Origin of the sequence: Corallococcus aberystwythensis (genome assembly GCF_003612165.1) — a bacterium.
GTDB classification, from domain to species: Bacteria; Myxococcota; Myxococcia; order Myxococcales; family Myxococcaceae; genus Corallococcus; species Corallococcus aberystwythensis.
The window spans coordinates 1-19,756 of record NZ_RAWK01000198.1 but is presented as its reverse complement, the minus strand read 5'-3'; the positions used below and the strand labels follow the sequence as shown (position 1 = coordinate 19,756).

Genomic DNA, 19,756 nt, shown 5'->3' with positions numbered 1-19,756 from the left:
CACCTGGCCGCCGCGGCGGGCTGTGGGGGGGTGTGCTCGCTGCTGGAGGCGATTCTGCCGGTGGATGGGCGGGGGCGCTGGGCGTTCCAGGCGGCGGTGGGGATGCTCTTCGGCATCTTCGTGTGGCTGGTGGACTTCCAGCTGCTGGCGCGCGGCTACTTCCCCTGGTTCCTGAGCGTTCCGCAGTTCCTCCAGATTGTGTGGCACGCGGTGTTCCTGGGGCTGCCCATGGCCCTGCTCTTCACTGCGGCCGAGCGCCGGCGCGCACCCGTGGCCGAGCCCACGCCCTGAGAGGGGCGGCCCGTGTGTCGCAAGGCCTGTCCGGGCCCTGATGCGAGGCGGAAAAAACGCCAGAGGTAAGGTGACATGACCCGACCTTCAGGGTTATGCCCTGCGGCCGAGGCCATGGAGGCGCTTCGCACCGGGGACTGGCAAGGGCATGGACACTGAACTGGCGGGAATCCTCGGGGCGGCGGCGCGGACGGTGCGGGTGAAGCTGGGCCTGACGCAAGCGGACGTGGCGGACCGCATCGGCATGGCGTCGGAGGTGTACGGGCGGCTGGAGCGCGGCCACATGCTGCCGAGCGTCCAGAACCTGCGCCGGCTGTGCGTCGTCCTGAACATCCCGCCGCACGACCTGCTGGGCCTTGGGGACGAGTTCGCGGCGCCGCCGCCGAAGGAGAAGCCCCGGGTGGTGCGGACGGAGGAGGACGTGCCGGAGATGCGGCGGCTGATGCGCAACCTGCGGCGGCTGACGCCGGTGCAGCTGAAGCTGATGAACCTGGTGGCGTCCGCGATGCAGCAGCAGAAGAAGAAGCCCTGAGGGGGCGAGGCGTTAGACTCAGGCCCACCATGGTCGATGAGCTGGTGCGCAGGCTGGACCTCAAGCCCCACCCGGAGGGCGGCTACTACCGGGAGACCTACCGGGCGGCGTTCCAGGTGCAGACGCTCCGGGGGCGCAGGTCCGCGGGGACGGCCATCTACTACCTCCTGCAGCGGGGCGAGTTCTCCGCGTGGCACCGGGTGGTGGGCGCGGACGAGCTCTGGCTGTTCCACGACGGGGAGCCGCTGGCGTTGCACCTGGTGCACGAGGACGGCCGGCTGGAGTCCCCGGTGCTGGGCCGGGACGTGACACAGGGCCATCAACCGCAGGTGCTGGTGCCGGCGGGGGTGCTGCAGGCGGCGGAGCCGCTGGGCGCGTACACGCTGGTGGGCTGCACGGTGTCGCCGGGGTTCGACTTCGCGGACTTCGAATTGCCGGAGTCCGAGGCGCTGGTGGCCCGCCACCCGGCGCTCGAGGTGTTGCTGCGGCGGTTGTCGAAGCCCGGGCGCTGAAAGAGGCGGTCAGGTGCCCCAGGGGCGCAGGGGCGTGAGCAGCCCCGCGGCCTGGAGGCGCGCCTGGACGTCCGCGGCGAGGGCGACGTGGGCGGGGTTGGAGACGGTGAACTTCTCCTGCGTGAGGGTGATGAGCGTGCCCCGCTCCGGGATGTGCTCCACCTGGACGGAGGCGGGGAGTGGGGGCACGGGGCCGCGGAAGTCGGCGAGGTAGGTGACCCAGCCGACGTAGTTCTCGACCATGGGCATGGCCACGAGCTCCCGGTGCTGGTCGGAGGCAGCCAGGGCGAACTCGGGTTCCCACGCGAGCGCCATGGCGCGCACCACGCTGGTCATGACTGGCGCGGTCACCACGCGCTTCGCGACCTCACTCTGGCCGAGCGAGTGGAGGATGCAATGGGAACTCACGTGTGTCGTTGCGCTGCCACAGCTGCCATTGAACCCCGAGGTTTCATCTGGCGACTCCCCGGCCCAGAGCCAGAAACTGGAGTCGTCGCCAAACCGGTTGCTCTTGTGCCCCAGGAGCTTCGCGAGCGTCATGGCATCTGGCTGGACCTGTCGCTTGCGTGCCTTTGCGAAGGATGCAGCAGTTTGATGCCAGCGGTTCCAGGTTGGCTCGAGCGGGGCAATCATCCCGAGGAAGGATTCCAAGCGTCGGGCGCAGGCATCGATTGGCTCCAGACGAGCCAGCCAGTAGCAACCCGCAGAGTGCGTCTCGAGCATCGCTCCAGCATGCCTCATTGGTTCGGGGAGATGGACACCACTTCAATCGGATATCTGCGCCCACTGAAGGCTTTCCGGAGGAAGTCGGCGAATCGTTCTTCCGCCACAATCCAGCGGATGCGTCTCCCCTGTGCCAGCCTGAGTTGCCGCCTCGCTTGGTCAAGCACCTTGTCGAAGCCCTTGTAGAACTCCTTCAGCGTCATGTCCTCCTGGATGAACTTCGCGTAGCCCGGGCCCTTGGCCTCCAGCAGCAAATCGTCGACCAGGTCATAGCCGTCGAAGTCGACCTCGTCGTCACCACTCTTGACCCGGTACGCGGAGCCCTTCGGCGCTCCCGTCACTTGCGCCTGATAGTCACGGGCACGGTCGGACATCGACTCATTCACCTGCACCCATTTGCCCGGGCCTCCTGACGGCGGCGGGCCCATCGCGGCCATGGCCACCGCAGTGGACGCGAGCGTCACCTCCACCGCGCCGTCCACCACCGCCACGGCGCTCACGTCCAGCACGCGCGCCGGGTTGAAGCCCACCTGCGCCGCGCCCAGCCGCATCGCGTCCGGGAAGCCCGGCAGCAGCGCGAGCGATGATGACAACCCCATCGTCACGCCGTGACTCACCAACATCGTCACCGCGAGCACGAAGATGCGAGCCACTTCCGGCCCCAGCGCCTGCGCGAACACCTCCGCCGCTTCCTCCAGCTCCTGGAACGTCGTCGCCCTGTCGCTCGCCTCCTTCAGCGCACCGCACGCCCGGACCACCGTGAGGAACGACTGGATACCCACGTACGCCAGGAACACGGCGGCAATCACCGCCGCGGCCTTGGTGAACACGGGCTCCGGAGCCGCCGCCAGCACCACCCAGGACGCAATCGCCCCCGACACCACGGACACGAAGAACTCCGGGTTCAGCGTGTCCTCCAGCGCCTCACCGATGCTCGCGCGCAGTGGGTCCAATGACATCCCCACCGCGAGCGTCAGCCGGTCCAGCGCTCCGAAGCCCGCGCCATCCTCCAGCAACGACAGACAATCCCCTGGAGCCTCATGCGCCCGGCACCACTTCCCGTACCGGTCCCGCAGCATGAACCCAAGCCCCCGGTCCAGCTCCGCACCCCTCCCCGCCACCGCGCGCACCACCCTGGGTGCCCGCACCGTCAGCGGCATCTCCAACACCAGCCGCGCCAACGCTTCTTCAAAGTCACGCGCACGGACCGGCACCCGCCGGTCCCACGTCACCGGCGCATACGTCCGCGTCTCCCTCTCCGTGCGCAGCCGCACCGTGGGCCCGCTGGCGCAGCCCGTGAGCAGCACGAACAACAACATCCACACGCCGGACCTGTGTGCATCCATGCCGTGCAGCATGCGCCCCAAAGACAACGGGGCGGAAGGCCCGTGAGGACCTCCCGCCCCGCTTGGAGCACCGCCATCAATGACAGATGGCTAGTTGTTCTTCACCGTGAAGCTGAAGCTCTGGATGACGAAGTTGTCCACCGCGTCCGTCATCCACACGTCCACCGTGTGTGTGCCATCCAGCAGCTCGCGGGTGTCCAGCTCCGCGGTCCACGTGCCATTCGGCTGGAGCGTGCCGGCGCGGATGCCCGACCCGTCCCGCGTGAACGCCACGTTCTTGATGCCGCTCAGCGCATCCGTCACCCGCGCCGTCAGCGTCACCACGCCGCCCACCGTGCTGCCCGGCGCCGGCGTCACCAGCGTCGCCACGGGCGCCTGCGTGTCGTAGCGCACCGTGCGCGTCGTGCGCACCGAGCGGAGCGCCTCGTTCGTCACGTCGATGGTCAGCGTGTTCACGCCTGACGCCAGCACCACCGACGTCTGGATTTCACCGCCGCCGCGCGGCAGCTGGAACTGCTGGCTGCCCAGCTTCACCGTCGTCGCGGACACGGACGACACGCGAATCACATACGGCAGCGTGTGGTTCGCGCGCGGCCCGAACGTGGCCCCGTCCGCGGGGTCCGTCGTCACCGTGGGCGTGCCGGAATCCACGAACACGTGCACCACGGCCTCCGTCACGTTGCCCGCGGAGTCCGTCGCGCGCACCAGGATGCCCTGCTCACCGAAGTTGGGCAGGCTCACCGGGTGCGTCACCGAACCGCTGCCGAACTCCAGCAGCGTGGTGTTCACCCACTGCGTCTCCACGCGCGTCGGCGTCTGCTCGTCAATCTGGCTGATGACGTCCACCAGCCCGCCCACCACCTGGCCCTGCACCGGCGACTGGATGGTGATGACCGGCGGCACGCGGTCCACCGTCAGGTTGATCTGCTTCGTGGTGACGCCGCCCAGGCTGTCGCGGCCCGTGAGCTGGATGATGTTCGGCCCCTCCGCCAGCTCCACCGGCGTGAAGACCAGACCGCCGCTCAGCTCGGGGTTCACCACCACCGGCGTGCCGCCGTTCACGATGAACGCCGCGTAGGTGATGACCGCGCCGTTGGTGGCCGGCTTCACGAAGCCCCAGACGGACAGCGTCGTCTCGCGGAGGAAGGCGGGCTGGTTGCCCATGATGACCTCCGGCGGCGTGTACGGATAGGCATTGATGTTCAGCGTCTGCGCCGCCGTGCTGCCCAGCAGGTTCTGGCTGGCCGGCTGCAACGTCACGCCGGAGTACACCGCGCGGTAGTCCTGCGCGCCCGTGGCGGACCACGTGTCCGTCGCGATGTTCCAGTTGAAGGAGAACACGCCATCGCCGTCCGCGTCGTCATCCGCGCCAATCGCCACGCCCGCCACGAAGAAGGTGACCACGCCCTTCTGCGACCCCGTGACCACGGCGTTGGTCGACGCGTTCCGCACCCGCGCGGACAGGGTCGCCGTATTGCCAATGGTCACGCTCGCGTTCGCCGCCGGGGTGAGAATCGTGGTCGTCGTCGCCAGGCCCGTCACCGGAGGCTCCGGCGGTGTGTACGTCCGCACGCGCGCCGAGGCCGACACGCCCGCCGCGCCACCCGAGGCCGCCGTCACCGTGACCTCCGAGAGCAACGACGGCAGCAGGTTCGCCGGAGCCCGCACCGTCAGCGTCACCGTGGACTCCGCGCCCGCCGCCAGGAACACCGTGGGCCGGCTCAGCGTGGCCGTCCAGCCGGGCAGGCCGCCCGCGGCGCTCAGCGTGTACGTGTCCGCCTGGTAGCCGTGGTTCTTCACCTTGAACGTGTAGGTCGTCTCCACCGGCTCCGGGTTGGGGATGGAGAACTTCTTCATGTCCTCGCCCACCACGGACACCGTCACGCTGAAGTCGCCGAAGCACGCCAGGCCCAGCGACGCGAACGTCGTCGCGACGTCCCGCGCCGCGGACCCCGGCTCCCAGCCGCCGTCCGCCGCCTGCTTCGTCTTCAGCCACTCAATCGCATTGAACAGGCGCGCGTCGCTCGCCGGCTCCTTGCCCGCAAGGCACAGCGCGTACACGGCGATGCCCGTGGCGAAGTCGTCGGATGCGCCGTTCGGCAGGCGGCCCCAGCCCTTGCCGTTCACCATGGGCATCGCAGTGAGCTGGTTCGCCAGCGTCTGGATGGCGGCGGTGTTCACGCCATTGGTGCCCGCCCCCGCGGCCTTCAAGCCCACGATGGCCCACGACTTCTGGAACGTGTACGCCATGCCGTCGTCGTAGACGCCCGTGGTGGCCGTGTTGATGTTGTTGCGCAGGTACGCGGCCGCCTTGTCGATGGCCGCCTGGTACTGCGCCGCCTTCGCCGGGTCCACGCGCTGCTTCGCCTGCGCCAGCGTCACGATGTAGCGCGCGGTGATGGGCACGTTGCCGTGGTTCACCGGCGTGCCGTCATGGTCCTCATTCCACCGGCCGCTGGCCTGCTGCAGGCCCAGCGCCCAGTTGGCCGCCATCACCAGCGCGCTGCTGTACTGCGTGGACACGTACTGGTCGAAGCCCGCCAGGCCGAACGACGCCCAGCCCGTCTTCGAATTCGGGAACGACGTCCCCTGGTGGATCCATCCGCCGGAGGGCAGTTGGTCCGTCTTGATGCGCGCCGTGAGGGCGTCCAGGTTCTGCTGGAGGGTGCGCCCGTTGGTCGCCGTCTGCGCCATGTTGTAACCATTGGCCTTGGCGCTCGACAGGCCGAACACCGCCGCGCCCTGGCGGTGGCACGCGATGCAGTTCTGCGACGTGGTCCAATTGGCCACGTCCGCGCTGAGGAACTGGATGGCCTTCTGCGTGGCCTCCGTGTTGGTGGCGGCGGAGGCCGGCAGGCCCAGCGCGGACAGCAGCAGCGCCGCGAACACGACGAGTCGCGCCGCCCAGCGGGGCGACGAACGACAGACAGCGGATGACATGGGGGGACGTCCAGGGGCCTACGGGTGGGCACACCTGTCTGGATGAAACACCCCGCGACAGCCGTGCGGGGCCAGAGTAACCAGGAATGTCTGTCCATGTCCAGACACGGGCAAACACAGTCAAACCCGTTGGGTCAGCAACCAGGAAGCAACCGGGCAGGTTCCGACCCCAGGCGGGTCATTCCGTGGGCTTGTTGCCCGTGCGCTTCCACAGCTCGCGCGCCAGGATGACGCCGAACTGCGAGTCATTGAGGATGTACCGGCGCCACAGGCGCTTGGGCTCATGGGTGAGGCGGTAGAGCCACTCGAAGCCCGCCTTGGCGATCCACTCCGGCGCGCGCTTGGCGGTGCCGGCGATGAAGTCGAACCCCGCGCCGATGCCGATGGCCACCGTGGGCCCCAGCTTCTGGGCCACCTGCGAAATCCACACCTCCTGCTTGGGGCTGCCCAGCGCCACGAAGAGCAGGTGCGGGTCCTTCTCCCGGATGCGCGCGACAATGGGGTCGTTCTGCGCGTCGCCCGCGTCCAGGTTCACCATGGGCGAGTCCCAGCCCACGACCTCGATGCCGGGGTACTGCGCCTGGAACTGCTTGCCCACCTTCTCCGCGACGCCCGGGCCCGCGCCCAGCAGGAAGATGCGCCACTTGCGCTCGGCGCCCAGCTTCACCAGCGGGAGGATGAGGTCGGAGCCGGCGATGCGCTCCGGCAGCGGCACGTCCAGCATGCGCGACGCCCAGACGATGGGCATCCCGTCCACCACGGAGATGGCGGCCTTGGAGTACGCGTCGCGGAAGCGCGTGTTCGTCTCCGCCAGGACGACGTGGTCCACGTTGGCGGTGAAGACGTAGCCGCCCTGGTGCGCGTCCACCAGTTCGCCAATGGCCGTGATGGCCTGGGGGAACGTGAGCTGGTCGATGGTGAGCTGGCCGATGTTCAGGCGCGGGCGGCGGGATGCTGCGGGGGCGTGTGCGGTGGTCAAGGCGTCGTCTTCACTTCACCGTGAGGTCCAGCACGGTGATGGAGTAGGGGGGAAGGCGCTGCGAGAGGGCCTGCTCGGCCTTCTTGCCGGTGGCCTGTTCGGTGAAACCGCCCGGCGCGCCCGAGTACCCCATGACGCGCACGGTGTTGAGCGAGCCGCAGCCCTTGAACTCCAACTGCGCCTGGGCGGGCTGCTCGGGGTCGAAGTTGAGCAATACGGCCGTGAGCTTCTTGCCGGAGGCGTCCCGGGACGCGAAGAGGCTGGTGCCCTCCGCCGCGGTGGTGGACAGGCCGTTGTCCTGGAAGCGGCCGCCCCGCCCGTCGAAGTCGCGGTACGCGCGGAACGCCCAGAACGTGGGGCTGTTCTCCGCGGGGTACTGCCAGAAGAACGCGGACGTGAGCCCCTGCTGCCCGAAGCGGCCCAGGGCCTCCGCCTGCGCCAGGCCGCCGCTCATGTGCTTCATGGCGCCGAAGTTGTACTCGCCAATGGACATGCCCCGGCCGGGATAGTTCTCCGCGATCCACCCCTTCACGCGGGGGATCAGCTGGATGGGCTCGGCGATCCAGGACTCGTCCTTGTAGTTTGGATCCCACAGCGCGCGCGTGGAGCGGATCCGCCGCGCGTTGGTGTCCGGATCCGTGGCGCCCTCCAGGCCCAGGCCCACGTTGCTCTGCGGGTAGAAGTGCACGTCCACCACGTCCAGGACGCGCACGCCGGTCTTCTTCTCGTAGTCGCGCAGCTCGCGCAGGTACCAGGGCAGCAGGGCCACGTCGCCGTGCGCGCGGCGGTCGGTGTACGGAGGCCGGCCGGGAGCGAAGTCCGCGGCGGACCAGAAGTAGTTCGTCCAGCCCCACTCCGCGGGCCCGGCGATGACCGCGTCCGGATCCGCGCGGCGCACCGCGGTGCCGTAGTCGATGGTGCGCTTGAGCAGCTCGTCGTAGGTGAGCGGTTCGGGGTGCACGTCCCGGTGCGTGGAGCTCCAGAGGGCGGGCTCGTTGTCCAGGATGTACATGTTCACGCCGCGCTTCGCGGCCTTCATCGCCTTCACCCACTCCGCGATGAACTCCGGCGGCGCCTGCACGCTGGTCGTCGTGGGGGCGGCGGGCACCAGGGGCGTGCCGTCGCGGCGCATGCCGTTGCCGCCCGCGGGCTCCGTGTCGTCCTGGGCCTGCTGCGGGCCGAACGAGGACACCGGGAAGCCCACGGAGGACGTGTCCTTGGCCACCCAGCCAATCAAGGGCAGCGTGAGCGCGGACTGGACGTTGTGCTTCTGGTTGGACTCCAGGAAGTCATCCGCGCCGAAGCCCAGCTGCACGTTGCGGAAGTACCAGTCGTTGCCGGTGTTCCACGCGCGCCCCAGCTTCCAGTTGTAGCGGGACGTGGGGTTGCCGCCCCAGCGGCGGATGGTGGCGCCCAGCTTCCACTGGTGCGTGTCCGTGGTCTCCTTGTTGCCGTCCAGCGCGATGCCGTAGATGAGCGGGTTGATGGGCTTGGATGGCGCGGTGCAGTCGATGACCATCTTCGACTCGCGGCCGTCGCCCCGGCCCATGCGCCCACCCCCGGCCGCGCGCGCGGCGGCCACGTCCGGGGACAGGGGCACCAGGGCCACCTTGTCGAAGAGCACCCAGTCCCGGCCCACCTCCTTCGACGCACGGAACACCAGGCGGTCGAAGGGCTCACTGCGCGGGTTGAGGACCTCCATGGGGACGACGACCTCCACCCACTCACGGTCCTTCTTGACGATGAACTCCGGGCTGATCCGCACGTGCGGGAACGTCGCGGCGCCGGGGGCGTCCAGGCGCACGTCCAGGAACTCGCCGTAGGACTCCGGGGCGGTGAAGCGGAAGCTCAGCGCGCCGTACGCGCCCGGGAGCTTGGGCCGGTAGAGGATCCACCCGCCGTAGTTGAACATCCGCAGGCGCGCGGGTGCGCCCTTCGGCGTCTCCCGCGGTGCCCAGCCGATGTCCTTCCATCCGGCCTGGAGGCCGCCGTCGTAGACGGCCACCGTGTCCGTGGGGGCGGGCTGCGCGGCCGGATCCTTCGCGGCGGGCGCCGCATCCTTCGCGGCGTTCTGCTGCTGCGCCATCGCCACGCCCGCGCCGCTGCCCAGCACCGCGCAGGTGAGGATGACGGTCCGCTTCCACCGCGCGTGCTTCGCCCTGTCTGCCATGACCTTCTTCAACCCATCCCCCGGAACGGACCCGGTACAGCGGATCAACCATGCACAGCGCGACGGTTACAGCGGGACCTCGTCCTGGTCCTTGCGCGGGAAGATGCGCGCGGGGATGCCCACCGCGACGCTGTCCGGCGGCACGTCCTGGAGCACCACGGCGTTCGCGCCAATCCGCGACCGGGCGCCAATCCGCACGGGCCCCAGGATGCGGGCGCCCGCGCCAATCCAGACGTCGTCCTCGATGGTGGGGTAGCCGTTGTCCTTGGCGGTGCCCACGGTGTTGTTGCCGTAGAAGCGCACGCGGTCGCCAATGCGCGCGTCCCCGCCAATGACGACGCCCAGGCTGTGCACGAAGTACACGCCCTTGCCCAGCGTCACGTCCTTGCCAATCTCGATGCCCATCACCGCCGTCTGAGCCACGCGCAGCACGTGGTTCACCAGCGGGATGTGGAAGGCCAGCGCCGCCTCCCGCGCGCGGTTGAGCGCGGTGATGCGGTACGAATCGCTGGTCAGCACCACCTTGGCGATGGACTTCGCGTCCGCCGAACCGGTGGCCGCCTTGGCCATCTCCAGCGCGTCCGAGATGAGGGCTCCGAACATGGCTTTCATCCTTGGGGATTTCCCCGGCCCTGCAGGTAGCGAGCAAAGCCCTTGGCCACACCGCGCCAGCCGCCGGCCTCCGTGCGGGCGCCGCGCAGGTACTCCATGCCGTACGCCACGGAGGTGCCCGCGAACGCGGCGCCCGTGAGCCCCAGCTTGTCCGCGACGGTGGAGGCCTTCACCACGGCCTCCGTCAGCTTGCGCGACGCTTCCGGGGCAACGACCGCGGAGGCGAGCAGCGGGCGCGACAGCAGGTTCGTCTCGAAGAAGAGGCGCCAGGGGTTCACGCCCTTCACGTCCGGGTGCTTCACGGAGACGTGCGTGTCGAACATGCCGTAGCGGTGGGCGCGGCGGATCCACTTCTCGAAGCTGACGTGGTCGCTGCCGTGCAGCACGTACGCGTCCGGCGCGAAGAGGAACGCGCAGCCGGCCTTCTCCAGGCGCACGCCCAGCTCCACGTCCTCGGACTGGCCCAGCGTCTTGTCGAAGCCGCCCACGCCCACGTAGTCCGCGCGGGGGAAGGACACGTTGCCCGTGTACAGGTGGTTGCCGCGCGCCTTCGCACCGGGAGTGGACAGCTCCTCCGCCATGCGGTTGTTCAAGTACGCGTACCAGCGCTCGAAGAGGGGCATCTCCCCGATTTCGGGGTCCGGCTTGATGCGGCCCAGCACCACGTTGCGCGAGCCCTGCGGGTGGTGGGCCAGGTGGCGCGCGAGGAAGTCGGAGGCCACCTGCATGTCGTCATCCGTGACGAGCACCGTGGCGCCCCGGGCGGCCAGCACGCCCCGGTGCCGCGCGGCGGCGGCGCCCGCGTTCTGTTGCACCTCCACGCGCAGGGTGTAGGGCAGCTTGAGCGCGGAGAGCGGCCCCTTCACGTCGGAGGCGGACCCGTCGTCCACCACCACCACCTCGAAATCCTCGGGCGGCAGCGTCTGGCCGGCCAGCTGCTGGAGCAGGCGGGTGATGAGGGGCAGGCGGTTGTACGTGGCGATGACGACGCTGAGCCGGGGGGCCGGGACAGCGGGGGAGTCGGAAGGGCTCATGGCTTCTTCTTCTTGGCGGCGTCGGCGCGCTTCTGCTTCTTCGTCGGACGCGGGAAGGTGACGCTGCCGGCGAAGCGGTCCTCGCCCACCAGCTCGAGGGTCTTCCGCGCGGAGCCGAAGTCCGTCTCACCCAGGGTGACGACCAGCAGGGCGGTGTCCGCGGCCAGGGCCAGCGGGAGGCTCGCCGGGTGGGTGAGGAGCGAGTCGATGACCACGATGACCCGTTCCCCCTGCTCCACGCGGCGGCGCACCTCCAGGACCATGCGCGGGGCGCCGGCGGGCTCGATGCCGGTGGCGTCCACCAGGCGCAGGGGCGGCTCCGGGTAGGGCGAACCGGCCTCCATCAGCGCCTGGGCCGCGTCCAGCGCGGGCGAGCCGGGATGGGCGGGGATGACGACGAGGTAGCTCCAGGCGCGGCGGTCCAGCGCGAACCACAGCCGCGACAGCTCCGGCGAGGGTATGGCGCTCGCGGGCGGGGTCTCCTCGGAGGGTGACGGGGGGCTCGAATCGGCGGACATGGGAGCGCGGACGGTATAACGCAATGAGGCGTCATGACCCAACGACCCGGGCGGGCGGGCAGGCGAAGGAGCGCGCCGCCGGTCTGCTGTCACACGTGACACCCCCACCGGACCCCCATGGCCCGAGCCGGGCCCGGGGAGCGTGGGGGAGGCGGCGTGTTATGGAAGGGGCGTGCAGAAGATCGGCTACCTGATTCCCGAGTTCCCCGGACAGACCCACATCTTCTTCTGGCGCGAGCTGCAGGCGCTGCCGGGGAAGGGCGTGTCGCCGGAGCTGGTGTCCACCCGCCCGCCGCCCGCGCGCATCATCAGCCACAGCTGGGCGCGCGAGGCCATGACGCGCACGGAGTACCTGGCGCCGCCGCCTCCTTTGGGCGTGCTGCGGGCCGCGCTGGAGATTGCCCGGGCCCTGCCCACGGGCTGGGCGCGGTGTCTGGCGTCCATCGCCCGCGCGGAGGGGCTGGATGCCAAGGGCCGCGCGCAGCTGGTGGCGTTCGCGGTGATGGGTGGCCGGCTGGCGTCGCTGGCGCGCGAGCGCGGCTGGACGCACGTGCACGTGCACTCCTGCGCCAACGCGGCGCACGTGGCCATGTTCGCGCACCTGCTGTCGGGGCTCACGTACAGCATGACGCTGCACGGGCCGCTGGACGACTACGGGCCGAACCAGCGGGAGAAGTGGCGGCACGCGAAGTTCGCCTTCGTCATCACGAAGAAGCTCTTGGGTGAAGTGCGCCAGGAGCTGGCGGGGAGCCTTCCGGACCGCATCGAGCTGGCGCCCATGGGCGTGGAGCTGTCGCGCTTCCAGCGCACGGTGGCCTACGAGCCGTGGTCCGGCGAGGGCCCGCTGCGGCTGTTCGCGTGCGGCCGGCTGAACCCGTGCAAGGGGCACGCGGACCTCATCGACGCGGTGGGGATGCTGCGCAAGAAGGGCATCGACGCGCGGCTGTCCATCGCGGGCGAGGACGAGGCGGGCGGCACCACGTACCGCAAGGTGCTGGAGGCGAAGCTCGCGCAGGACGGTCTGACGGACGCGGTGACGCTGCTGGGCGCGGTGAGCGAGGACGTGGTGAAGGACGGCATCCAGCGCTCGCACCTCTTCGCGCTGGCGAGCCTCCAGGAGCCGCTGGGCGTGGCCATCATGGAGGCCATGGCCATGCGCGCGCCGGTGGTGGTGACGGGCGCGGGCGGCGTGAAGGAGCTGGTGGACGACGGCGTGGACGGCGTGCTGGTGCCGCCGCAGGCACCCGCGGTGCTGGCGGAGAAGCTGGAGAAGCTGGCGCGCGACCCCGCCGAAGCGGTCCGGCTGGGCGAGGCGGGCCGCCGGAAGGTGGAGGAGCAGTTCAGCAGCGAGCGCAGCGCGGACATGCTGGCGCGGATGCTGGACGCGCGGCCGGCGTAGCGGGACGTGGGGGCCGGGCACCCACGGAAATCCGTGGCGTGCCGGGCGGCAATGTCTGTCCATGCGTCTGGCTCTCCCTCTGAGGGCACATGTGCATGGGGCTTGCTGAAGGGGCGCGGCATGAAAGCCTCCCGCGTCCTCGCCTCCGCCGTGCTCGCTGCTTCGCTGTCTTGGACCGGGTGCGAGGGGCCCGTTGAGCCGGCCCCGGAACCGGCGCCTCCCGGCATCCTGGAGAGCGTCTACCTCCGCCCGGTGGACCGGGTGGATCATCAGGTGACGGCCGAGGAGCTGTCCTCGCTGTCGGCGGGCATCACCGACTTCGGCGTGGCGCTGTACCGCCAGGGCACCGCGGGCTCGGACACCAACCAGGCCTTCTCTCCGTTCGCCCTCACGGATGCGCTGGCCATGGTGTACGCGGGCACGGTGCGTGACACCGAGCGGGAGCTGGCCGGGGTGCTTCCGGTGTCCCCCACCGAGAGCGGGCGACGGCGGTTCAACCCGGCGCTGGGCGCGCTGGGCCAGACGCTCGATGGACGCCACAACCCGCCGAATGGCCTTGGGGGGGATGATGACGTGTCCTGGAGGAACCTGCTCTGGGCGCGGCTGGGGACCCCGCTGGAGAAGGCCTACCTGTCCACGCTCCAGGACAACCACTTCGCGGGCGTCTACCTGGAGAACTTCCGCACGAACCCCCGCGTCACGCGCAGCGAGGCCAACACGTACTTCAACGCCGCCACGAACAATCGGATCCAGGACGTCATCCCGGAGGACGGGCTGTCGCAGGACGAGCGGCTGCTGCTGGTCAGCACGCTGACGCTGCGGGCCTCGTGGCGCACCCCGTTCTCGCGGGCGGAGACGCAAGAGCAGCCGTTCCATCCGAGGCGTGGGAGCCCGGTGCTCGTGCCCATGATGCGCACGCGGGGCGTGTTCCCGTTCCTGGCGGGGGACGGCTACGACGCCGTGGCCCTGCCGGCCACCGGGGATGCGCTGCGCCTGCTGATCATCCTGCCGAACGCGGGCCGTTTCCTGGCGGTGGAGTCAGGCCTGTCCCGGGCCTTCCTGGACGAGGTGCGCGCGGGGCTGCGGGAGCGGTCCATGGCGCTGGAGCTGCCGCGCTTCGAGGTGCGCCAGGGCCCGGCCCTGGCGGAGGCGCTGGGGGCCCTGGGGATGGGAAGGCTCCTCGCGCCCGGCGCGGAGCTGTCACGGCTGAGCGCGGACGGGGACTTGTGGCTGTCGCACGTGTATCAGCAGGCCCCGATGATCGTGGGCGAGGCGGGGCTGGGCCTATGGGTCGGTCCCCCTGCTCCGGATGCGGAGGAGCCCACCACGGCCCTCACGGTGAACCGGCCGTTCCTCTTCGCCGTGGAGGACGTGGCGTCGGGGACGCTGCTGTCGCTGGGGCGCTACGTGGGGCCCTGACGCACGGCCTTCCAGAAGAAGAGGGCGGTGGCGCGCTTGTTCCGCTTGTCGCCCTCTCCGAAGTACGCGGTCGCCGAGTGCACGAAGTCCGCCCGGTAGACGATGAGGCGGTTGAAGACGTTCTCCACCTCCACGTCCTGCGCCCACGCGTTCGCGGGCAGCTTCGTCACCCCGAAGGCCTGGGTGAGGTTCACGCAGCCGGGAGGGCAGGTGTTGCCGCCCAGGCCGCCGCCGGGCATGCGCAGGCGGTAGAAGGACGTGCCCACGTGCTTCGCGGGCGGCTTCGGGTGCAGGTAGATGACGCCCGCGAAGTCACACAGCGCCAGCGAGTCCACGTGCGGCTTGGCCGTGGACTCCTTCTCCCCCACGAGCTGCACGTGGTTGTGGGACAGCGAGCCCCGGGCGGGGGCCTCCTGCTTGAGGGCGCGCACGCCGGCCTGTGAGCAGATCCACTGTTCCACGGGGGCCAGCTCCTCGGGCGTGAGCGCGTGCGGGGCGCGGATGCCGGGCCAGATTTCGGGGCGCCACGGGGCGCCCATCGTCCAGTCCTCGCGGGCCAGGTTGCGCTCGTAGACCTCCAGCGCGTTGGGCAGGACGTTGTCCTTGATCCAGTAGTCCCGTCCCAGCTTCGGCTTCCGGTAGGGAAGCACGTCGCGGACGGCCGACCCGGGACGCCGTTGTTCCAACATGGGGGATGCCGCCTTCCTGCCTCGCGGCCAGCGCCGGATCCATGAAGGGGTGTGGGGCGGGGGATCCGGCGCTGGTCGTGAGACAGAGGCGTGTCAGCAAGAACCCTGCCGTGTCTTCACGCGTGTTTCATGCGTCAGGCCGGGGCGTTCTGCCCCACAGCCCACGGGCCTGGCGGATCCGGGGCGTTTTGCCCCATGCGCACCGAAGCAGGAGCCCGCTCGGGCCGACGGGCGCGAACGGGTCCGACAGTCGGACCCGTTGGGCCGCGCCGGGCAGGAGGCGGACGGCTTGGGGCATGTCAGGGGAGGGGAGTACATGGCAGCCGCGCCACCCGTTCCCTCCGGAGTCCTGATGTCTTCCCCCCTGCCGTCCCCGGCCCATGTGTGGGCCTTGTTCCTTGGCGCGTCGTTGGGCTGGAGCGCCCTGGCCCACGCCGCGGCCCCCGTCACCGACAGCGCCACGCTTCAACGCAGGGAGGCCACCCGGCGCGCGTCGAGCGGATCCGACGCGGTGTTGGCGGTGGCCCATCCGCCGCCCACGACGAACCCGTGCCCGGGCGTCATCGGCAACGGCACGGTGCAGCTGGGCGTGGCCTCCCAGGGACACCTGTACGTGCCCTGCGCCACCGGCGCGGTGGCCAATGGCCCGTACGCGACCACCGACGTGGGGCTGCGCTACCTGCCCACGCGGCTGGAGGGCGCGACGCTGGGGATTCCCTGCGAGGGGTGGGGCGTGGCCAGCGCGGACCTGAACGTCTCCGGCTTCACCTCCGCGTCGTGCGGCCAGGGCAACGTCACGGTGGAGTCCTTCAGCGCGAGCACGACCACGGCCCTGTCCGTGGTGCGCGTGGGCAGCACCTTCCGCGTCACCCACCGCTACACGCCCTCGCCCGCGACGCCGCTGCTGTACCAGGTGGACGTCGTCATCGAGAACATCGGCGCCGTCACGGTGAACGACCTGCGCTACACGCGCGGCATCGACTACGACGTCGCGCCCAATCCCTTCTCGGAATACATCACGGTGGCGGGCCTGCTGGCGCCGTCCGTGCTGGGCGTGAACACCAGCCCCTTCACGTCCGTGGATCCGCTGGCCCCGCACTCCGTGCTTCCCGGTCCCGTGAGTGCCTATGTGGACCTGGGGCCCTCGGACCAGGGCGCGCACTTCGACTTCCGGCTGGGCACGCTCGCGCCGGGGCGCACCCGGTCCTTCCGCACGTACTACGGCGCCGCGGCCAACGAGCCCGCCGCGCTCAACGCCCTGTCCACCGTGGGCGCGAGCACGTACTCGCTGGGACAGGCGGACTGGGACGGCACGGGCAATCCGCTGGCCACCCTGCCGGTGCCGGCCGGCACCTTCGGGGCGCTGAGCGGTCAGCCCACCACGTTCATGTATGGGTTCAGCCCGCCCACGCCGGTGACGGGCTGCACGGTGGAGTGCCGCATCAACAACCCCAACGAGGTCTACACCGTGGACATGCTGGGCAACGAAGACATCTGTTTCACCAACGGCACCAGTCACATCGTGACGGTGGCCGTTTTCTACAACCAGGGTCAGCGCGTCGAATACAACTGCGGTGACTACGGCCCCGGCATCGGGAACCTGTGCAACTTCGTCCCCGGCCGGGACACCTGTAGCGCGGCCGTGTACGAGAACATCTGCTCACTGCCCTATTACAGCTGCCAGTGAGACAGGCCTCGGGCCTCCCGCGCGCGACGGGAGGCCTGGAGGCGCCTGTCGTCAGGGCACTTCGTACATGGCCACCACGCCGTTCGCGGCGGGGCCCAGTCCGAAGGTGGTGGGGTTCTCCAGGATGACCGAGCCGGTGTTCTCGATGGTGCACTGGCTGCGCAGCGTCTGGGCTTCGCCCTGGTCCTGGCAGTTGGCGCCGCCCACGCAAGCGTGATGCCGTGCCGGCTCCCGCCCGTCGAGCGCACCTGGACCTCGATTTCGTAGTGGCCCTGGTTGAGGCTCCAACTCGCGCGCGCCCCGTCGTTGAGCAGCAGCGGCTGCGCCTTGAGCTTGCGCACCACCGTCACGGGCGTGGTCGCGGTCCGGTCTCCGGCGGACGCGACGAGGTTCGCGGTGCCCACCGACACCGGGGCGAGCGCCCCCGCCTCCACGCGGAAGATGGCGGGATTGGAGGACGTCAGCGTCACCGGCACGTCGTGCAGCACCGCGCCGCTCGCGTCCCGCGCGGACACCTCCGCGACAACCGGCGCGTTGGGGATGATGAGGCGCAGCGCTGACGGCGCGCGCAGCGTCTCCACCAGGCGGCAGCGCAGGAGCTCCGAGCGGTGCACGGCGCCCGCCGTCACGGTGAGCGTTCCGTCCCCGGAGCGAAGGCAGCGCAGGCCCGAAGCCGCCGTGACGACCGCGAGCTCCGCGGGCGTGACGGTGAGCACCGGCCGCGCGTCCTCCAGCACCTCGCCACCCTGAGTGAAGACCCGAGGCTGCAAGGCCACTTCGTGGGATGACAGTACGTAGCCGGGCGGCTGGAGGTCGATGCGCGCGGGCGAACGGTCACAGGCCGCGCAGCACAGCAGCAGGGAAACGACGGGGAGCAGACGCTTCATGGCACTCCAGGGAGGCGAAAGGCCCGGAGCCTCCTGCATCCCTCCGGGAAACGCGCTCCCCCGAAAGGAGTAGTGCCACCCGTCCAGCGTGAGCCCCCGGACCATTACCCTCCGGGGCAGGTGCCCGCTGTTTCACGCGGAATGATCCGTGGAAGCACGCCTCTTCAGGGAGCTGTCTGGAATCGCGCCGCCCCTGCCCCCGGTGGACATCCGAAAGCCAGACACTGGATGCATTCGGGACAGCGGCGGTGGAAATCCCCGGGTGGGATAGGATTTCCAGACACTCTTGGTAATTCCCGGAAAGGTTGCGCCGCCGTATTTGAAAACCTTTGTCATCATTGGTCGTGCACGGAACGCGGCTCGGGGGGCACTTCCATGGCTGACAAAGAGATGCAGACGTTCGCGGCGCTGGTCATGCAGTTCCGTTCGGGGCTCTTGAAGCACGCCCAGCGCATCCTGGGGAACGCGGCGGACGCGGAGGACCTGGTGCAGCACGCGCTGGACGAAGCGTGGAAGGAGCGGCTGCACCTGCAGGGGGCGGAGGCCTTCCGGGCCTGGACGGGGCGGGTCATCAACACGCGGGCCATCAGCCTGTTGCGCCACCACCGCGCGGAGCAGCGCAAGGCGGTGAACGCGGGCTGGGTGACGGTGCTCGCGGACGACCCGGAGGAGGGCGAGGGCGGCGAACTCTGGACCTTCATCCAGGAGAAGGACCTGCGCGAGGCGGTGGACCGCCTGCCGCCGCAGCAGCGGGAGGTCTTCCACCTGCGAGCGCAGGGGCGCTCCTACGTGAGCATCGGCGCCCAGGTGGGCCGCTCCACGGGCACGGTGGGCTGGTGGCTCCACCAGGTGCGCGAACAGCTGCGCGAGCGGCTCCAGCCCATCGCGGAGGAGCGCAGGCTCTCCGTGGGCACGTGGCACTGAAGGCCGGCGCTCAGCGCGACGGCTCCACGCGGGCGTTGTTGCCCACTCGCGCGGCCATGAGCGCCGGGCCCGCGGCCTTCTCCTCCGGGAAGGGCAGGGGCGTGGCCTCCGCGCGCAACAGCGGCAGGCCGTGCGGCTGGGCCTGGAGCCAGGCCACCAGCTTCTCCCGCACCAGGCAGCGCAGGTCGAACGCCTTGCCTGAATCCGCCGCGCTCACCAGGGCGCGCAGCTTCATGGTGCGCTCGCTCAGGTCCGTCACCTGCAGCCCCTGCACCTTGCCGTCCCACAGCCCGTTGGACTCCTGCTCCAGGATGCGCTTGAGCTCCGCGCGCACCGCGGGCACGTCCGTGCGGAAGTCCACGTACAGCTCCGCCGTGCCCAATATCTCCGGCGACACCTTGCTCCAGTTCTGGAACGGCTTCTCCAGGAACTGCGTGATGGGGATGACCAGCCGGCGCAGGTCCCAGACCTTCACGACCACGTAGGTGAGGGTGATCTCCTCGATCCACCCCCACTCGTTCTCGATGATGACCGTGTCGCCAATGCGCATGGGCTGCGTGATGGACAGCTGGATGCCCGCGAACAGCGTGGACAGGGACTTCTGCGCCGCAAGGCCAATGGCCAGGCCCGCGATGCCCGCGGACGCCAGCAGGGACACGCCCACGTTGCGCACCGCCTCGAACTGGAGGAGCAGCAGCGACGCGGCCACCAGCACCACCGCCACCTCCACCACGCGCCGGAGGATGGCCAGCTGGGTGCGCAGCCCGCGCACCCGGGCCACGTCCGTGCCCTCCGGTGACTTCGCGACCTTGGCCTCCACGAACCGCGCCGCCCGCGTGAAGAAGCGCAGCATGAACAGCGCCACCGCCACGATGACCACCGAGCGCGCTCCCAGATCCACCGTCTCCTGGACCGGAGGCGTCAGCCGCAGGAACCGCGCGCCCGCCGCGGCCAGCACCCCCGCCAGCACGAAGCGGATGCTCCCCCTGCCCGCCGCCAGCAGCTCGTCATCCCAGCCGGACTTCGTCAGCCCCGCGGCCCGGGCGCCCACTCGCAACGTCACCGCCTCCACCAGCCGCCGCAGCACCCACGCC

The 19,756-nt window shown here is 70.2% G+C and carries 17 protein-coding genes and 1 pseudogene; 7 read left to right on the top strand and 11 right to left on the bottom strand.

Features of this window, described 5'->3' with window-relative positions:
- The 3 genes and pseudogenes from D7W81_RS28220 to D7W81_RS28210 form a co-directional block, all read left to right on the top strand.
- A pseudogene (locus D7W81_RS28220) lies at positions 1–291 on the top strand (hypothetical protein); the annotation flags it as partial.
- Positions 292–439: 148 nt separating this feature from the next.
- Positions 440–823 (top strand): helix-turn-helix domain-containing protein, encoded by a 384-nt coding sequence (locus tag D7W81_RS28215; protein ID WP_120558494.1) that lies wholly within the window; start codon positions 440–442, stop codon positions 821–823.
- A gap of 29 nt (positions 824–852) precedes the next feature.
- On the top strand, positions 853–1,335 hold the full coding sequence (locus D7W81_RS28210) for a cupin domain-containing protein (protein ID WP_120558493.1): 483 nt from the start codon (positions 853–855) through the stop codon (positions 1,333–1,335).
- 9 nt (positions 1,336–1,344) lie between these two features.
- On the opposite strand, the gene D7W81_RS28205 is transcribed toward D7W81_RS28210, so the two are convergent.
- From D7W81_RS28205 to D7W81_RS28170, 8 genes are all read right to left on the bottom strand, one after another.
- Positions 1,345–2,058 (bottom strand): immunity 52 family protein, encoded by a 714-nt coding sequence (locus D7W81_RS28205; protein ID WP_120558492.1) that lies wholly within the window; start codon positions 2,056–2,058, stop codon positions 1,345–1,347.
- A gap of 14 nt (positions 2,059–2,072) precedes the next feature.
- A complete protein-coding gene (locus tag D7W81_RS28200) occupies positions 2,073–3,404 on the bottom strand; it encodes a restriction endonuclease fold toxin 5 domain-containing protein (protein ID WP_120558495.1) in 1,332 nt (443 codons plus the stop codon).
- 90 nt (positions 3,405–3,494) lie between these two features.
- Positions 3,495–6,344, bottom strand: a complete 2,850-nt coding sequence (locus tag D7W81_RS28195) for an Ig-like domain-containing protein (protein WP_120558491.1) — start codon at positions 6,342–6,344, stop codon at positions 3,495–3,497.
- A gap of 178 nt (positions 6,345–6,522) precedes the next feature.
- Positions 6,523–7,323, bottom strand: a complete 801-nt coding sequence (epsA, locus tag D7W81_RS28190) for an exopolysaccharide biosynthesis glycosyltransferase EpsA (RefSeq protein WP_120558490.1) — start codon at positions 7,321–7,323, stop codon at positions 6,523–6,525.
- Between the two features lie 10 nt (positions 7,324–7,333).
- On the bottom strand, positions 7,334–9,493 hold the full coding sequence (gene epsB, locus D7W81_RS28185; RefSeq protein WP_120558489.1) for a GH44 family glycoside hydrolase EpsB: 2,160 nt from the start codon (positions 9,491–9,493) through the stop codon (positions 7,334–7,336).
- A 66-nt stretch (positions 9,494–9,559) separates the two neighbouring features.
- A complete protein-coding gene (gene epsC / locus D7W81_RS28180) occupies positions 9,560–10,096 on the bottom strand; it encodes a serine O-acetyltransferase EpsC (RefSeq protein ID WP_208721480.1) in 537 nt (178 codons plus the stop codon).
- Positions 10,097–10,101: 5 nt separating this feature from the next.
- Positions 10,102–11,139 (bottom strand): exopolysaccharide biosynthesis glycosyltransferase EpsD, encoded by a 1,038-nt coding sequence (epsD, locus tag D7W81_RS28175; protein ID WP_120558487.1) that lies wholly within the window; start codon positions 11,137–11,139, stop codon positions 10,102–10,104.
- On the bottom strand, positions 11,136–11,657 hold the full coding sequence (locus D7W81_RS28170; RefSeq protein ID WP_244227479.1) for a hypothetical protein: 522 nt from the start codon (positions 11,655–11,657) through the stop codon (positions 11,136–11,138). Before D7W81_RS28170 ends, epsD begins: the two co-directional genes overlap by 4 nt.
- A 172-nt stretch (positions 11,658–11,829) precedes the next feature.
- On the opposite strand from D7W81_RS28170, the gene epsE reads away from it, so the two are divergent.
- Positions 11,830–13,056, top strand: coding sequence for an exopolysaccharide biosynthesis GT4 family glycosyltransferase EpsE (gene epsE, locus D7W81_RS28165; protein WP_120558485.1), 1,227 nt, complete (start codon positions 11,830–11,832; stop codon positions 13,054–13,056).
- Positions 13,057–13,176: 120 nt separating this feature from the next.
- Positions 13,177–14,475 carry a serpin family protein gene (locus D7W81_RS28160; RefSeq protein ID WP_158621706.1) on the top strand — a complete coding sequence of 433 codons (1,299 nt, stop codon included), beginning with the start codon at positions 13,177–13,179 and terminating at the stop codon, positions 14,473–14,475.
- Here D7W81_RS28160 and D7W81_RS28155 read toward each other — a convergent pair.
- Complete coding sequence (locus D7W81_RS28155; protein WP_120558483.1) at positions 14,460–15,164, bottom strand: DUF6445 family protein; 705 nt, start codon at positions 15,162–15,164, stop codon at positions 14,460–14,462. The genes D7W81_RS28160 and D7W81_RS28155 overlap by 16 nt on opposite strands.
- A gap of 352 nt (positions 15,165–15,516) precedes the next feature.
- Here D7W81_RS28155 and D7W81_RS28150 point away from each other — a divergent pair, with 352 nt between their 5' ends.
- Positions 15,517–16,851 (top strand): hypothetical protein, encoded by a 1,335-nt coding sequence (locus D7W81_RS28150; RefSeq protein WP_120558482.1) that lies wholly within the window; start codon positions 15,517–15,519, stop codon positions 16,849–16,851.
- Here D7W81_RS28150 and D7W81_RS42090 read toward each other — a convergent pair.
- Positions 16,836–17,738 carry an Ig-like domain-containing protein gene (locus tag D7W81_RS42090; RefSeq protein WP_147445645.1) on the bottom strand — a complete coding sequence of 301 codons (903 nt, stop codon included), beginning with the start codon at positions 17,736–17,738 and terminating at the stop codon, positions 16,836–16,838. The genes D7W81_RS28150 and D7W81_RS42090 overlap by 16 nt on opposite strands.
- A 375-nt stretch (positions 17,739–18,113) precedes the next feature.
- On the opposite strand from D7W81_RS42090, the gene D7W81_RS28140 reads away from it, so the two are divergent.
- A complete protein-coding gene (locus D7W81_RS28140) occupies positions 18,114–18,662 on the top strand; it encodes an RNA polymerase sigma factor (RefSeq protein WP_158621705.1) in 549 nt (182 codons plus the stop codon).
- A gap of 10 nt (positions 18,663–18,672) precedes the next feature.
- Here the strand turns inward: D7W81_RS28140 and D7W81_RS28135 are convergent.
- The coding region (locus D7W81_RS28135) for a mechanosensitive ion channel family protein (RefSeq protein ID WP_120558479.1) at positions 18,673–19,756 on the bottom strand (1,084 nt) is incomplete at its 5' end.